The following is a 13,758-nucleotide window of genomic DNA, read 5'->3' as shown; positions in this document are numbered from 1 at the left end:
GCAGACCGCTACCTGAAACTTGCCACCGAGGACGTTTCGGACTTCCGGCTCGCCGTGCTCCTGCGCGAACTCATCAACCGCGGAGCCGTCGCAGACGTCGCCCGCGACGAGAGCACTTCCTACCAGCGCCGCCTGATCTAGGACAGCCGAGGCCGGGACGGATCACCTTCGAGGTATCCGTCCCGGCCTTCCCGTGGCGGGGCGGCCTCCCCCGCTGGCGCTCCTCCGGCCGCCGAGTCACGCTGACGCGGGCGCAGCCACACACCCAGTCAGCATGCAGGATCCCGGGCTACAGTAGGCAAAGACGCCACAAACGGGAGGGACGCTGTGGGAACCGAATACATCATGACCGACGACGACAGGCCGGCCGCTGACGCGAGCCTGGCCGAGGACATCATCGAGCTGCAGCTGCTCACGGCCGGCGAAAAGACCGGCCCAGTGGACACGGCGCACGCCCAGGAACACCACAATTTTTAAACCCCGACGCAGCCAAACTGCTGCGACTCCAGATTCCCTTGCAGAGGAAGAGAAGAAGACCGGCACCTAGTGTCGGTCTTCTTTTTCTGCGCACGAAAAGTCCAAACACGCTGCTGGACGAAGGGCAGGATCGCAGGGCTCGCCCTGGTTTCCGCTGCGCTCCAACCAGTTGACGGGCGTCCGCTGGCGCGGCCGGCTGTTGGGTCCAGGGGGCGCCGTCGCAGAGCTCCGGACCCCCTGGCCCTGTCTTGTCTACGACGTTTTTTGGCTGCTGTCCTTCGGATTGTACGTGCCCGTTCCGGCCCCTCTAGCCCCTGTCGTTCCTCCCGGGGCCTGCGCCCCGGAAAAGTCTTCTCCGGCGCTCCTGCGTCGCTTATTTCCTCCGAAGATTTTCCGGGTCTTGCCCTCACGGGTAGACGGGACTCCACGGGCACAGCTCCGCAAGCTTCGCCAGCAGCCAAAAAACAACGGGGGGAAAGGGAAGCTGGCCGGTCACCTGAGCCGCCCACACCCCCCACGTCTCTGCAAGGACAAAACCATGACCGCAACACCCACGCTCGAAATGCTCGACCCAGCAACCCTGACCGTCGATATCAACGTCCGCAAGGACGCGGCCCTGACCGCCGATTTCATCGCCAGCATCAAGGAACACGGCGTGATGGAACCCGTGATCGCCCACCGCAAGGACGACGGAACCGTACACGTCCTGATGGGCCAACGCCGCACCCGCGCCGCCGTCGAAGCCGGACGGGACAGCATCCCGGTAATGATCATCGGCTCACCCGAGGAAGCCGAACGCATCGTCACACAGGTCGTGGAGAACATCCAGCGCGCCGAACTGACCGAAGCCGACGAGGCCGACGCCTACCACCAACTGTCCCTGATCGGCGTCTCGGCGGCCGCAATCGCCAAGAAGACCGGACGCACCAAGACCACCGTCGAGTCCGCCCTCAAAGCCAAGTCCACCGAGACCGGAGCCGCCGCCCTGGGCAAGGGCTACACCATCGAAGAGGCTTTGGTACTCGCGGAATTTGAGTCAGACGAGGAAGCCACCGCCGAACTCGAGTCCGTCATCATGGACGAACCCGACATGCTCCTGCACGTCACCCAGCAACTGCGCGACAAGCGCGACCGCGCCGCCGCGCTGGCCGCACTCAGCGCCGAACTGGAAGCGGCCGGAACGACTGTTGTTCCCGAATGCGGGTACGGGGAGGACAGCGAAACCCTCCGGGTCACGTCCCTGAAAAGGGCAGACGGCGAACCGGCCACCGACGAGGACGCAAACGCCGTCTACATCGAGACGGACTATCGTGGCGAGCACTCCGCCGTCGCCGTCGTCACCGGATGGAAAGACTTGGGCTTCACCCTCCGCTACTACAGCGGCTACGGCACGTCATCGGCTCCGAAAGGCCCGATGACCGAGGAACAAAAGGCCGAACGGAAAACCCTGATCGAAAACAACAAACTCATGCAGTCCGCAACTGTTGTCAGGCGTGAATGGGTCAAAAACCTGCTGGCCAAGAAGCAGGCCCCCAAAGGCTGGCAGTACTTCACCGTCCACGCGATCACCCACCACTCCGAAACCGCCAGCGGCTACGAGGGAAAGGTAGCCGCCGAAATGGCCGGGACGAAGTTCGAAGAATCCAACCAGTGGGCATGGAACCCGCTCAGGGACCACGTCGCCAAGACCACCACCCGGCCCGAGTTCTCCCTGATCGCGCTGATCTGCGCAGGGTACGAAAAGACCATCCAAAAAGACTCGTGGCGCTCACCCAGCCAAACCCACCGGGACTACCTGAACCAGCTGGTCCTCTGGGGCTACACGGCAAGCGAGGTCGAACAGATCATCATCGACAGCGGACAAAAGACCGAGACAGCCGAATAGACCACGGCTCCTGTGCCGGGCGGCGGATCCCGAACCCCGCCCGGCACAGGCCCAATCACCGCAGGAAGGCCCGGAACCTTCCAGAAGTCGGGCGGTCCGCCGCCCAGGGCGAACCACCGCAACCACTCACCAGCGGCGGACCGCCGTCCTGCGCCAGGAACCAGGAACACATCGAAAGAGCCGCGCCCCAGCAACGAGGCTGGAAAAGAACGCGGCCATCACGTCAGCTAGACTGACCCATAGATTTCTTGCAGAGAAACCCGAAAGGAGCCGGCGCATGCCGGCTCCTTTCCGGGTTAACGGGGGGATCCGGAGCCCCGTGTCGATTCAGCCCGCTACGTTCCGGGGATCGTTGCCGTAGCTGTTCTTCGAGCCGATTTGGCCGTCCTGGTTCTTGATGACGTGCTCGACCTTGTCCGCTTTTGCAGTATCCCGGCCGACAGCCGCCGCTTCATCCTTCGTGCCGTAGCCGGCGCCGAACGCGCGATCAGCGCCCTCGCGCTTGTTCTTCCACGAACCATCTTCGTAGTACGTCTCGATATCGCCCTGAGCCATTGCGCGCTCCCTCTGCCGATCCGGATAATTGACACTCTTGCCGCCCGTAGGCGGGTAGCGAAAAGCCCCGCAGCACGAGTTGAACTGCTCCCCGGAAGTTGGACTGAAAATTCAGTTCGACTTCCGGGGAGCAGTTTTGCGTTCAAGTAGTTCTTTGTCGGCCGATCAGCGCGCAACGGCTGTAGCGTGGTTTGAGAAAGGCCTCGCTTACACGGCGACAGCCACCATGCTGGGTGTGTCTCGTGAGTCTAGTGGGCCTGTTAAGAGGCTGTATCGGCGGTGGAGGATCCATGGTCAAGGTGCGCTGGTGACGAAGCCTGCTCAGTCGTACACGTTCGAATTCAAGCTCGCCCTGGTGAAACGGTTCCTTGCTGGCGAGACTGCACCGGCCTTGGCGGAAGAGGCCGGCTTATCTTCGGCCGTGCTTCTCAAGTCGTGGGTGCGTACCTACCGTCGTGAAGGCGTGGACGCCTTACGCCCCAAGCCCAAGGGCAGACCCCGGAAGCCCGACTCCCCACCGCCTGCAGAAGTATCCGAGCTAGAACGGCTACGGCGGGAGAACGAACGCCTGCGGGCCGAAGTCGCATATCTGGGAAAATTGCGAGCCTTGAGGGGTCAAAAACAAAGGTGAAGGTCCAGGCCCTCATCGCCCTCAAGGCTGACTTCCCGCTTCCGCTTCTTCTTCAGGTCTCAGGCCTTGCACGATCCACGTTTTTCTATCACCAGGCGCGCCTCCAAGCCCCTGACCCGCAAGAGGAGCTCAAGGCCTCGATCAGGGACATCTTCAAGAAGAACCATGGCCGATACGGGCACCGGCGTGTGCACAGTGAACTGCTCAATCTCGGCTGGGCAGTTGCAAAGAAGACCGTGCTGAAGTTGATGCGAACACTCGGCCTGTTCTGCAGAGTCCGACGCAGGAAGCGCTACAACTCCTACCAAGGCGAGGCGGGCATCATTGCTCCCAACCTCCTGAACAGGAAGTTTGACGCCGCTGCCCCAAACCAGAAGTGGGTAACTGACGTGACAGAGTTCAGTGTCGGAGACCGCAAGCTCTACCTCTCGCCGGTAATGGACCTATTCGACCGGCAGATTATTGCCCACAGCATCAGCACATCCCCGAACCTGGATCTGACTAACAGTTCACTGCGTGCAGCCCTGACATGCTTGGATCCTGGGCAGCAACCCCTCGTGCATTCGGATCAGGGGTTCCAGTACCAGCACATCTCGTGGCGGGGCCTCTTGGCGAACGCCGGCGCAGTCCAATCAATGTCCCGCAAAGCCAACTGCTATGACAACGCCGTGATGGAAAACTTCTTCGGACACCTCAAGGAAGAACTCTTCCACCGTGTCCGATTCCTCAACACCGAAGCCCTAACAGCAGCACTGCACGAATACATCCGCTGGTATAACGAAGAGAGAATTTCAACCAAGCTGAAGGGCAGGAGCCCAGTACAGTATCGTGCTCAGATGCTTGCGGCATAGGTCCTTTTCAGCACACTTGAACGGGATGCTTCGCATAGGGACCCTCACTGCGTATAAAGCTTCGCGATAACTCTTTCAAACACAGAACGGACTTGGGATGGATGACCGCCAGCATCTTCCGCAGCCAGAGCGGCGTTGAGGAGAACGCTTAGTTCGTCTAAAGACGCGATTCCATTGGGCAACCGCAAGTACCAGTCATAGCCCCTCGGCCGAGGCTCAAACCCCGCTGCCACAAGGTACTCATCGAGAAAATCGTCAATAATCTCTTGGTCCTGATCCGTGAAAGGGACGCTCCTGGTCGTCGTCGTGGAGCCTGCGGTTGTCACAACAACTGGAAGCACCTTTTGAACACTGCGTCTGGGACTGCGGACACCACAGCCAGGGCCAGCGACGGCGAGTACCAGCGCTTCCCACCCGTTCTCAGGAAGTAAGACGAATCCGGCTGGTGATGGCACTGTCAAAAAGTCGTTCCACACGCGCAAACACCCTTTAGGTCAAATGAAGACTAAGAGACAGACTCAAAGTACATCGAAGTTGGCCAGGCCGACACCGAGCAACGAAGAAGTGGCCGTCCCAAGGGGGACGGGCACTTCTGTAAAGAGCCGATCGCGGCGTAAGTCCCGGTCAGTCAGCACAGCTGGACTAGGACCTTCTCTCACAAAAAGATGGAACCATTCCGATGATCCGGACACTATGAAGTATGAGTGGGGGATCAGATGACACGGATGAGGCCTTGTGGCTGCTCGCGGTAAACGGTGATGGTGATGCATTCGGGGCCCTTTTCGATCGTCATCGGGACAGGGTGCTCACGCATGCAATGCGGGTCGTTGGATCGGCCCATACTGCGGAGGACATCACGGCCATCGTCTTCTATGAAGCCTGGCGCCGGCGGGAGTACGTGCGCATCGTCAACGGCAGCATCGTTGCCTGGCTACTGGTCACGGCAAATAACACGATCCGGAATCACAATCGGCAGCGAAGACGTTACAGGTCCTTCTTGGAACAGCTTCCGCCACCGGCCCTGACGGCGGATATCGCCGATGAAGTTGTTGATGCTGCCGAGCGCGAGTCGGAGGCCAGGACTTTGCGGGATGCTTTCTCGCGCCTCAAGCTTCAGGATCGCGACGTCATCACTTTGTGTGTGATTGAGGGGTTAAGCCTGCGGCAAGCCGCCGTGGCCCTCGGTGTTGCAGAGGGAACCGTGAAATCCCGCCTGCACCGCGCGAAGACCAGGCTCGGTGCCTTGTACGGGCAACTGGATTCACCTGAGCCACGTCATGATCACTCACTTCACGAGGGGAGAACATGGTGAGATCACAACAGTTCCAGACTGACCGCAGTGATGCGCTCCGACAGCAGCTAATAGAAATGCCGAAGGCAGTAAAGAACCGCGAGCGTGCTCAGGGTCAGCGGTCCCACTTTCAACACCTGCGGCCGCAAGATTCATCGGCAAGTACTCGGAAACGACTGGGTCTGCGGGTAGGCGCCGGCGCTCTCGCGGGTGGGTTAGTTCTTGGTGCGTTGGCACTGGCTCTAACACCCGAGGACCGATCGGAAGACGCTTCGAGAATCATCGAATCACTGACCAAGGCTCAGCAGGAAGTGGATAAGCTGCCTGCCGGAGCCCTGCCGGTTCTAGCCAATACAGGTATTGACCCGTCCCAGACCAGGCTCCTGGGACACAGCGCAACGATCAGGTACTACGGTGCCCCCGCCCCGGAACAGATCACAAATGGCGCCACCGCCGGCAAGACGATCTGCATGATTCCCGTCGATGCCCGAGGGGAAAGCAAATCGCTGGGATGCACACTATTGAAGAGCTTCGAGTCCTACGGCCTCAAAATCGAGACCCCGGATAGAACTGAGGCAGGTTGGTTAGTAGTTCCTGCGGCTGCAGAGAGCAGCTTGGAATCAGTGAAGAACGAGGCCGGCTGGAGCCGACAGGCGCCGAACTTTCTCGTCCGCAACAACAATTGATACAGCCAAGGCTTGCCACGAGAGGCAGCTAGCCTGCCACGTTCATCGGCGCCCTAAAGGACCTCTAAACGGGGAAGAGTATAAGGAAGAAGTCCCCGTCCGACTCGGACGGGGACTTCCTCGAACAGCCGACGCCAGCCGTTAAAGTGGAACTCGCACATTTACGAGTCCAACTTCCGGGGACCAGTTCAAGTCGTAAAGCGGGGCCTCCCTGGCAACCACTCCGCCTGATGGGGGCCAGGCGGAGAAGCTGACACCAAACCTAATAGCAAGCATGCTTACTTTTCAAGTTGGGGCAGCAATCGGCGGTTCCGTTTCCCCTGGTCCAAGACTCGCGTCGCCGGCCCGCGGTCCGCTGCAGTTGGCTTTCCTCCAGCAGGGACGACACTCATTCCCGCAGCCAGATCAGGTGGGGCCTAGCGTCACCGAGAATGGGCAGGGACTTCTCAGGCGCAAGGGGGCTGTCGCTTTGGCGAACCCTCGGGGATGACCACAGTAACCGGCGGCGGAAATCACCGTCCGTGTCCGTAAAAAAAATTGTTCAAAAACCCCTAGAATCAGCGGTGGAATCCCTATTCATTCACGTGAATGACTGCTAAAATTGAGGTAGCAAGTCAGCCAGACGAACGAAACTCATTTGATACGAAACCAAGGTGCTGAAAATGACTGCTTCATCCACCGATTACACGGTTTACACCAAGCCCGACTGCCGCAACTGCGACAAGACGAAGGACTACTTCGACTCCAGGGGCATCACTTACACGGCCGTTGACATCACTGAAGTTCCCACGGCGCTGGAGTACATCACGGAGGAACTGGGCTTTTTCCAGGCGCCGGTCGTCGTGAACAACTCTGATGAGCAGGACCGCTGGTGCGGTCTGCGCCGGGACAAGCTCGTCACCGCCTCCACCAACCACCATGCCCGGAAAGGGGCCACCGCATGAGTATCCAGGACACCACCATTACCGCGATCCTCGACCGGCATCACGCCCCCGACGAGTTCCGGCACGATGCCGAGCTGCGCGCCGCCGCCTACGCCCTGGCCTTCTTGGACGAACCCGCCGGGGGAGCGGAGGAACGCTTCTACAACTCCGACACCACCTTGCCCGGAGACACCTCGGACGCGCCGCCGTATCAGGCCGGCAACCGGGCACTGCTCACCGAGATCTACCGCTCACGGATCTCCCTCCGGCTGGAGGAACTGTACGACACAGATCTCGAAACCTGGGCAGCGACAGCAACGTAACCACCCAGCACCACACACCGCCATACGAAACCAAAGAGAACGGAACGAAACCATGTCAGGCGAAACCACCATCACCGTGATCGGCAACCTCACCAATGACCCCGAACTGCGCTTCACTCCCTCGGGATCCGCGGTCGCGAACTTCACGATTGCCTCGACGCCGCGCGTCTTCGATCAGGCCTCTGGTGAGTGGAAGGACGGCGAAACTCTTTTCCTCCGGTCTACGGTCTGGCGGGAAGCGGCGGAGTACGTTGCAGCTTCGTTGACTAAGGGCAGCCGCGTGGTGGCCAGCGGCCGGCTGAAGCCGCGCACGTACGAGACGAAGGCGGGGGAGAAGCGCACCGTAATCGAGTTCGAGGTCGACGAGATCGGGCTGTCTCTTCGGTATGGCGCGGCTCAGGCCGCTGGGCCACCAGCCAAGCGCCCGGTCCAGGATCAACCCCAGGTACAGGACACGGCGCCGGCACGGGAAGCAGCACCGGGCGGTGAGGCACCTCGTATTGGTTGGCGGGACCGGGTCAAGGCGTTGAGCCAAGCCGGCGACGACGGGTACGCAGACGATGACCCCTGGTTCGGCAAGAACGCCGCGGGGGCGGGGGACAGCCCGACGGCCCGGTCCGCCGAACCGTCGTTCTAAAGCGCTACACCTGTCGAGGTCAGTAGATACGCTGACCCCGACAGGCTTCACTCTTACCCTTCAATGACTGGATCCGGAATGGCCGAGAACTTGCCCACCTTGAAGAAATGCGCGCCCGCGCTTTCGCGCTCCTGGGGGACGCAGAAGACGAGCTCCGCTCCGACTGGCACCCGGGACCGGGCCCACCGCGGAACAAGGCCGCGCTGCCAGTGAAGCCAAGCAAGCCATCGCCCACGCCAAAGCCGCCCTCGACCGCGCCGGCCGCTGACAGACTTTCGAGCAAAGGACACAACAAATGACGCATGCAGATGACCTTCGCGCCTGGGCCAGGGGCTCCTACACGATCGAGGCGGCCACCGAGCTGCTGCTTCGCGCTTTCGGTGGTCGTTATGCCGCCCCCGGCAACCCATGGGTGCACACCAGTGAGGACGCGCAGGGACCTCACCAGGTGCGGGCGTGGATTGATTTTGAGTCGATTCCGGAAGAGGTTGGGGTGCTCTCCGGTGGTGAGCGCCGGTTCCTGCTGATCGCAGCGTCTATCGCGGAGAATGTTCCGGTGGTTTTGGGCGAGGTTGTGCCGGGGCTGGACAGGGAGAACCTGGACCTGGTGCTGGCTGCGATCGCTCATGCCGGCGGCAGCCACCAGCACTCGGATATCCGCGGGAATGCGGACGGTTCGATGTCGCTGCGCCCGGGTTACTTGGACAGTCTGCATCCCTGGCCCAAGGCCTTGCGTGCGGTGAAGTAAGAGAGGTCGGCAGAGATGGCAGAGAAGCCGCGGAAGGTCGGCCCATTCACGCCCTACTACACGGAGGAGCAGGCGGGGCAGGTCCGTGCAGCGTTTGTCGCGGCCGGGAAGGCGGAGGGGGATGCGAGCGTGTCAGACTTCATCATCCGGGCCACGATGCGTGAGGTGAAGCGGCTGCAGCGCAAGTACAACGGCGGGAAGCCGTGGCCTGCGGTGAAGGCCGGCGAACTGCGCCGCGGACAGAGAACAATGGATGAGATGCAGCACCGAAACGAGGAAGCATAAACCGTGGCGAAACGGACTGAAGAAGTGACCAGAGCGGCCGTGCCCGGCACAGCGCCTTTCCCAAAGATGCTCACCCTGGACGAAGTCCAGGAGATCCTGAACCTGGGTAAACCACTGGTTTATGCGTTGGTGAAAAGCGGGGAATTGCGGGCAGCCCAATTCGGCGGCCGCGGGATCTGGCGAGTACGCCAAGACGACCTGGCAGCGTACATTGACGCCGCCTATGAGAAGACCGCAGAGCGCATCGCATCAGGACAAATTCCCGAAAGCGACGCCCCAGTCGACGATTAGAAGATCCAGACGCAAAGCGGCACGAAGGCCGGCACCCACGTGCCGGCCTTCGTCGTCTCCACACCTAATGTTTCCACCTCCGCGATTGCCGAAGGACAAAAAGGACCGGAATGTTCCGGTCCTTTTTTGTGTGCAGCGGCTGTCAGTGCTGTCGCTTGGGTTTCACCACTTTGTGGGGTTTAGGGTCACTGTTCGCTGAAGGATGTGCCGGATTCCTGGGCGGCATCCTGTTCGGATCCGGTGGAGCGCTTTGTCGTCCGCCGGCGCTTTACCGCGGAGGGTTCGAGGCCAAGCTTCTTCAGTTCCTCCGCGCTCCACCCGTCCCGGGTGGCCTGCACGTAGGCGCGCTTGTCATCGCGTTCGGCCGCAACAAGCTGGTCCCGCAACTCGGTGATCCGCTGGCGGCTCTTTACCAGGGCAGTGACGGATTCAATGCGGGAGTCCAGCAGCGCGCGGGCTTGGTTTCGTGTCTGTTCAATGTCGAGGGTAGCCATGGATCCAGCCTAACGATCATCCCGACGCCGGCTCCGACGGACGCGCCCATCCTGGCATGACATGTCCGAGGTTTGCGCCAGGAGATGGGCGTTCCGGGGATCGTTGAACCAGTCCCGCAGATAGTCGTCAGAGTAGCTGACGGTTCGCGCTGTGAACTGGAAGTATTCGGGGCCGATGCCGCGCCGCCGCCACTGCCGCAGCTGCATCGGGGAAACCCCGTATTGCCTGGCCACTTTCGTAGGTGAGATGAGAGCCAAAACTGTACCTTTCGCTTGCCCTATGCCGCGTTCCTTTCGGCACGCTTGCCGAAACTTGGCCGGTGAAGGAATTGGCCAGTTGGAGCGGCCGGACCGTGGAATACCGGAGCGAAGCGAGGATATGCCGCGAAAGCCGGCTGCGGAGACTTGCCAAGGAAGGACCGGGCAGTAGCCTCACCCAGCCGAAACGGAACGACGCAGTCGTTTTGAACAAGTCAGACGCGCAGCGTCCTGCAGGGCAGTGCCCGGGAACCACCCAAGCGCCAAATGCGTGCGCAGGTGATTTTCCGGAGCAAGCTATGCGGTTATGTGCCATAACCCGCGTGTTGATCCACGGCGTGCGGCCTTGGATGGGGCACACTCGTCAGTGTGGCCCGGAGATTCCGGGGCGCTGCGCTGGGCGTTGGGGGAGGGGGCCGGGATGAGCGAAGAGCGGAAGTCTCCGCGCCGGATCTCCCGTCGCCGCCGCGCGAACATTGACGGCGACACCCAGTACGTGCGGGTGTCGATGTCCGAATTTGAGCGCGCGCAGTTGAAGGTGCTGGAGGAACGGACCGGGCGCAGCCCGTCGGAGATTCTGGTCAGTGCTGCCCTGTACGCGGAGAACTCTGAGTCGCTGGCTGAGCGGCGGGCGTTGGCCGTGGAATTCATCGCGGCCCGCCGCTACCTTGCTGCCCTGTCGAACAACGTCAACCAGCTCGCCCGGCACGCGAACGCCACGGACGAATTCCCGGAAGCGGCCCGCACGGTGTTGACTCGGGTGCGGGCGGTCGCTGACCGGATCAATACGATGCTGGATTCGATGGTTCGCTGATGATTCCCAACATCACCAAGGGCACCCGCATGCACGGGCTCATCGCGTACCTTGCCGGCCCAGGCCGGGCGAACGAACACACCGACCCGCACCTGGTCGCGGGCTCACCGTCGATCATGGCCTGGCACAACGACGATGAACTGAACGCCGATGCCGCGCAGGCCATTGCCAAGGAATTGGACCGGGCCAGAAGCGTCCTGGGTGTGGAGATTGCCGGTGGGCATGTCTGGCACTGCTCCCTGTCGCTGCGCGCGGAGGAAGGCGACCTGACCGACGCGCAGTGGGCTGAGATTGCGCAGGACTTTATGGACGAGATGGGGTTCACCGAAGCCAGCGGACGGGCGCCGGCGCAGTGGGTGGCGATCCGTCACGGCCACAGCAAAGCCGGGAACGACCACATCCACATCGCTGCGTCCATGGTCCGCGAGGACGGCACGAAGTGGAGCAGCTGGCGCGACTTCCCCCGGGCACAGCAGGCCGCCCGGGAGCTTGAGAAGAAGTACGGCCTGGAAGAACTTTCACCCACGCATTCCACCCGTGGCCTCCGGCCGGGAGAACGTGAAGCCTCCGAGCGGCGGGGAGCGCCGGAACCGGAACGCCGGTCCCTGGAACGCAAGGTCCGTGCCTGTGCGACTTCGGCCCAGGATGAGGCCGAATTCATTCGACGCCTCCGCCGTGCCGGTGCCCTGGTCAGGCCGCGGTACGCGTCCGGACGTGACGATGTCGTGGTTGGCTACAGCGTGGCAGAACGTCCAGCGAGCGGTGGCCGGCCTGTCTGGTTCGGCGGCGGTCACCTCGCCAAGGACCTTGCCTTGCCCAAGCTCCGTGCAGAGTGGCCTGACAGCCCGCAAGGTGCCGCCGAGGCGGTCGCAGAATGGCAGGCAGCTGCACGTGGACGCCGTCCGGTCACGATCGGCCGCGAAGCCCACGAACCGGACCCGCAAATGTGGGAGCAGTACAGCGATGAAGTTGCCCGGCTCCGCGAAACGCTGCGCTCCGTCCCGCTGGATGATCACGCGACCTGGGCGCACGTGGCACGCGAGACATCCGGTGCCTTCGCAGCCTGGTCCACGGCGACCGAGGCAACGCCCGGACCACTCGCAGCAGCAGCCGACGAGCTGTCCAAGACAGCACAACTGCGGCGCTACCCAGTCCGCCCCGTCCGCAGCGTTGGACCATCTGCCCGCGGAGCCTCACTCATGCTCATGGCAGCCTCGATGAGCGGCACCGGAACCGCCGCGCAGGCAATCATGCTGCGCCAGCTGCTCAACGTCGCTAAGGCCGTCCACGACATGCACAAGGCATCCAATGATCTGCGCCGAGCACGCCAGATCAGCCACATGGTAAAGCACCACCTGAGCCAGGTCGCGGCCGCACTACCCAGCGCCCCAGCGGCCACGCCCACAGCGGATAGCGAAGCTGCCGCCGCGGTACGCGCGAGTGCAGCCGGCCAGGTTGCCGGTCGGTCCGCGGGCTCCGTGCTGCCGCCGAAATACGTGCAGGGACGCACCCACGCGGGCACGCGAAGCGGGAGTACCCGCCCGGACATTGAGAGATAACACCAAGGAGGGGAAGCATGAGCGAATCTGACGGCATTGATGAGGCTCTTGAGGGAATGTCGCGCGTTGCGCTGACCGTCGCCGGCCGGCTCGGTGAGCAACTGGCCAGGGCACGCGAGCAAGAGCTGCGCCGCGCCCAAGCGGCCGAGGAACAACAGGCCCGCGAACTGCAAGCCCGGTTCGATGCGGAGCGGGCAGCGGCGCGTGCACAGCTTGCCCCCGTCATGGACAACCGGTGGTGGGACACAGCCAACGGCCGCGACATCGAAAGGGCACATGAGGCGGCCACCGCGTGGAAAGACCACGACCCGGCAGCGCGCGAAGCGGCCGAGGTGATCCGTGACCAGGTGCAGCGCCGCTACGGGCTGGACGTGGACAACCTCGGTGCCAATGAAGCGATGGTGGCGGAGGCCCTCGCTAAAGCCGAGCGGGACCGCGAACAGGCGGAACAGGAACGCCGTGCCGGCCGTGATGAAAACGCCCAGGCTACGCAACTGATGGCCGAGGCCGACCGGAAAGACAGGAAACGCGCGGAGGCCGTTGATCGGCCCTCAAAGGAAGAGTTGGACGAAGCGCTGGCGTGGCTCCAGGAGACCAAACCCATCGAGGCACACAACTGGGAACAGCGGCATAATTTTGCGGACAGTGTGGCCGAGGAGAAGGACATGGAGAGGCGGCTGATCACAGACTGGACAGCCGCCGGTGCCAATCACCGCCCCGAGCAGTTGCGCGACGAAGCAGGAGTCACATACGACTCAGCCGAGCGCCGACAGGAACTGGCGGCCAGCCTCGAAGGGGTTGCTGACCGCGAGGCTGTACAAGCACGGCTCAGTTCCGATCAAGACCAGGCCACACCGCCCAGCGCAGCCGTAGGCAAGGGATCAAGGCCTGCAAAGGCCCGCAAGACGCGCGGAGCCAACGGCCAGACGAAGCTCTTGCAGAAGGGGATGAGCCGGTAGGTGGAGCATGAAGTCTCGCCGGTAATGTTGGGCAGGGTCGGCTCTGTGCTGCCAACGCTTCCGATAAGTTGTCCAGCCGGTCACCGCCTGA

At 62.3% G+C, this 13,758-nt stretch carries 18 protein-coding genes; 15 read left to right on the top strand and 3 right to left on the bottom strand.

What is annotated here, in order from left to right:
• Positions 1 to 327 precede the first annotated feature (327 nt).
• Both ACZ9J7_RS00460 and ACZ9J7_RS00455 read left to right on the top strand, forming a co-directional pair.
• Positions 328 to 477 (top strand): hypothetical protein, encoded by a 150-nt coding sequence (locus ACZ9J7_RS00460; protein WP_476206150.1) that lies wholly within the window; start codon positions 328 to 330, stop codon positions 475 to 477.
• 538 nt (positions 478 to 1,015) lie between these two features.
• Positions 1,016 to 2,362: a ParB/RepB/Spo0J family partition protein gene (locus tag ACZ9J7_RS00455; RefSeq protein ID WP_476206149.1), complete on the top strand. Its 1,347-nt coding sequence runs from the start codon at positions 1,016 to 1,018 to the stop codon at positions 2,360 to 2,362.
• A 327-nt stretch (positions 2,363 to 2,689) separates the two neighbouring features.
• Here the strand turns inward: ACZ9J7_RS00455 and ACZ9J7_RS00450 are convergent, their stop codons facing one another.
• A complete protein-coding gene (locus ACZ9J7_RS00450; RefSeq protein ID WP_476206147.1) occupies positions 2,690 to 2,917 on the bottom strand; it encodes a DUF2188 domain-containing protein in 228 nt (75 codons plus the stop codon).
• A gap of 226 nt (positions 2,918 to 3,143) precedes the next feature.
• Between ACZ9J7_RS00450 and ACZ9J7_RS00445 the strand changes: the two genes are divergently transcribed.
• Together ACZ9J7_RS00445 and ACZ9J7_RS00440 are read left to right on the top strand one after the other, a co-directional pair.
• Positions 3,144 to 3,548: a helix-turn-helix domain-containing protein gene (locus tag ACZ9J7_RS00445; RefSeq protein ID WP_476206153.1), complete on the top strand. Its 405-nt coding sequence runs from the start codon at positions 3,144 to 3,146 to the stop codon at positions 3,546 to 3,548.
• Complete coding sequence (locus ACZ9J7_RS00440; protein ID WP_285245879.1) at positions 3,545 to 4,399, top strand: IS3 family transposase; 855 nt, start codon at positions 3,545 to 3,547, stop codon at positions 4,397 to 4,399. The genes ACZ9J7_RS00445 and ACZ9J7_RS00440 overlap by 4 nt, the downstream gene beginning before the upstream one ends.
• A 44-nt stretch (positions 4,400 to 4,443) precedes the next feature.
• Here ACZ9J7_RS00440 and ACZ9J7_RS00435 read toward each other — a convergent pair whose 3' ends face one another.
• Complete coding sequence (locus ACZ9J7_RS00435) at positions 4,444 to 4,875, bottom strand: DUF5956 family protein (protein WP_476206145.1); 432 nt, start codon at positions 4,873 to 4,875, stop codon at positions 4,444 to 4,446.
• Positions 4,876 to 5,099: 224 nt separating this feature from the next.
• Here ACZ9J7_RS00435 and ACZ9J7_RS00430 point away from each other — a divergent pair, with 224 nt between their 5' ends.
• The 8 genes from ACZ9J7_RS00430 to ACZ9J7_RS00395 all read left to right on the top strand — a co-directional run bounded on the left by ACZ9J7_RS00430 (position 5,100) and on the right by ACZ9J7_RS00395 (position 9,583).
• Positions 5,100 to 5,711, top strand: coding sequence for an RNA polymerase sigma factor (locus ACZ9J7_RS00430; RefSeq protein WP_285245880.1), 612 nt, complete (start codon positions 5,100 to 5,102; stop codon positions 5,709 to 5,711).
• Positions 5,712 to 5,767: 56 nt separating this feature from the next.
• The gene (locus tag ACZ9J7_RS00425; protein ID WP_476206143.1) at positions 5,768 to 6,376 is read left to right on the top strand and encodes a hypothetical protein; all 609 of its coding nucleotides are present in this window, start codon (positions 5,768 to 5,770) and stop codon (positions 6,374 to 6,376) included.
• Between the two features lie 662 nt (positions 6,377 to 7,038).
• On the top strand, positions 7,039 to 7,320 hold the full coding sequence (locus tag ACZ9J7_RS00420; RefSeq protein WP_476206141.1) for a glutaredoxin family protein: 282 nt from the start codon (positions 7,039 to 7,041) through the stop codon (positions 7,318 to 7,320).
• Complete coding sequence (locus ACZ9J7_RS00415) at positions 7,317 to 7,622, top strand: hypothetical protein (RefSeq protein ID WP_476206139.1); 306 nt, start codon at positions 7,317 to 7,319, stop codon at positions 7,620 to 7,622. Before ACZ9J7_RS00420 ends, ACZ9J7_RS00415 begins: the two co-directional genes overlap by 4 nt.
• A 52-nt stretch (positions 7,623 to 7,674) precedes the next feature.
• Positions 7,675 to 8,259 (top strand): single-stranded DNA-binding protein, encoded by a 585-nt coding sequence (locus ACZ9J7_RS00410; protein WP_476206137.1) that lies wholly within the window; start codon positions 7,675 to 7,677, stop codon positions 8,257 to 8,259.
• Positions 8,260 to 8,554: 295 nt separating this feature from the next.
• On the top strand, positions 8,555 to 9,007 hold the full coding sequence (locus ACZ9J7_RS00405; RefSeq protein WP_476206136.1) for a hypothetical protein: 453 nt from the start codon (positions 8,555 to 8,557) through the stop codon (positions 9,005 to 9,007).
• Positions 9,008 to 9,022: 15 nt separating this feature from the next.
• Entirely contained in the window at positions 9,023 to 9,292 is a 270-nt protein-coding gene (locus ACZ9J7_RS00400) for a ParB family protein (RefSeq protein WP_476206134.1), read from the top strand.
• Between the two features lie 3 nt (positions 9,293 to 9,295).
• Positions 9,296 to 9,583 (top strand): helix-turn-helix domain-containing protein, encoded by a 288-nt coding sequence (locus ACZ9J7_RS00395; RefSeq protein WP_476206133.1) that lies wholly within the window; start codon positions 9,296 to 9,298, stop codon positions 9,581 to 9,583.
• Positions 9,584 to 9,768: 185 nt separating this feature from the next.
• Here the strand turns inward: ACZ9J7_RS00395 and ACZ9J7_RS00390 are convergent, their stop codons facing one another.
• Positions 9,769 to 10,077, bottom strand: coding sequence for a hypothetical protein (locus ACZ9J7_RS00390; protein WP_476206131.1), 309 nt, complete (start codon positions 10,075 to 10,077; stop codon positions 9,769 to 9,771).
• 679 nt (positions 10,078 to 10,756) lie between these two features.
• Here ACZ9J7_RS00390 and mobC point away from each other — a divergent pair.
• Genes mobC through ACZ9J7_RS00375 form a run of 3 tightly spaced genes read left to right on the top strand, consistent with a single transcriptional unit; the run spans position 10,757 to position 13,667 of the window.
• Positions 10,757 to 11,149, top strand: a complete 393-nt coding sequence (gene mobC, locus ACZ9J7_RS00385) for a plasmid mobilization relaxosome protein MobC (protein WP_476206129.1) — start codon at positions 10,757 to 10,759, stop codon at positions 11,147 to 11,149.
• On the top strand, positions 11,149 to 12,708 hold the full coding sequence (locus ACZ9J7_RS00380) for a relaxase/mobilization nuclease domain-containing protein (RefSeq protein ID WP_476206127.1): 1,560 nt from the start codon (positions 11,149 to 11,151) through the stop codon (positions 12,706 to 12,708). Before mobC ends, ACZ9J7_RS00380 begins: the two co-directional genes overlap by 1 nt.
• A gap of 17 nt (positions 12,709 to 12,725) precedes the next feature.
• Positions 12,726 to 13,667: a hypothetical protein gene (locus ACZ9J7_RS00375; RefSeq protein ID WP_476206126.1), complete on the top strand. Its 942-nt coding sequence runs from the start codon at positions 12,726 to 12,728 to the stop codon at positions 13,665 to 13,667.
• Positions 13,668 to 13,758 lie beyond the last annotated feature (91 nt).

Source organism: Pseudarthrobacter sp. TE9888 (assembly GCF_056279345.1).
The sequence above is the reverse complement of the archived record's forward strand: the minus strand, read 5'-3'. Positions and strand labels throughout refer to the sequence as shown.

Coding starts and splice junctions, on each gene's coding strand:
- ACZ9J7_RS00455 (WP_476206149.1), top strand. CDS start 1,016: ATGACCGCAACACCCACGCTCGAAATGCTCGACCCAGCAACCCTGACC.
- ACZ9J7_RS00450 (WP_476206147.1), bottom strand. CDS start 2,917: ATGGCTCAGGGCGATATCGAGACGTACTACGAAGATGGTTCGTGGAAG.
- ACZ9J7_RS00445 (WP_476206153.1), top strand. CDS start 3,144: ATGCTGGGTGTGTCTCGTGAGTCTAGTGGGCCTGTTAAGAGGCTGTAT.
- ACZ9J7_RS00430 (WP_285245880.1), top strand. CDS start 5,100: ATGAGTGGGGGATCAGATGACACGGATGAGGCCTTGTGGCTGCTCGCG.
- ACZ9J7_RS00425 (WP_476206143.1), top strand. CDS start 5,768: ATGCCGAAGGCAGTAAAGAACCGCGAGCGTGCTCAGGGTCAGCGGTCC.
- ACZ9J7_RS00420 (WP_476206141.1), top strand. CDS start 7,039: ATGACTGCTTCATCCACCGATTACACGGTTTACACCAAGCCCGACTGC.
- ACZ9J7_RS00415 (WP_476206139.1), top strand. CDS start 7,317: ATGAGTATCCAGGACACCACCATTACCGCGATCCTCGACCGGCATCAC.
- ACZ9J7_RS00410 (WP_476206137.1), top strand. CDS start 7,675: ATGTCAGGCGAAACCACCATCACCGTGATCGGCAACCTCACCAATGAC.
- ACZ9J7_RS00405 (WP_476206136.1), top strand. CDS start 8,555: ATGACGCATGCAGATGACCTTCGCGCCTGGGCCAGGGGCTCCTACACG.
- ACZ9J7_RS00400 (WP_476206134.1), top strand. CDS start 9,023: ATGGCAGAGAAGCCGCGGAAGGTCGGCCCATTCACGCCCTACTACACG.
- ACZ9J7_RS00390 (WP_476206131.1), bottom strand. CDS start 10,077: ATGGCTACCCTCGACATTGAACAGACACGAAACCAAGCCCGCGCGCTG.
- mobC (WP_476206129.1), top strand. CDS start 10,757: ATGAGCGAAGAGCGGAAGTCTCCGCGCCGGATCTCCCGTCGCCGCCGC.
- ACZ9J7_RS00380 (WP_476206127.1), top strand. CDS start 11,149: ATGATTCCCAACATCACCAAGGGCACCCGCATGCACGGGCTCATCGCG.
- ACZ9J7_RS00375 (WP_476206126.1), top strand. CDS start 12,726: ATGAGCGAATCTGACGGCATTGATGAGGCTCTTGAGGGAATGTCGCGC.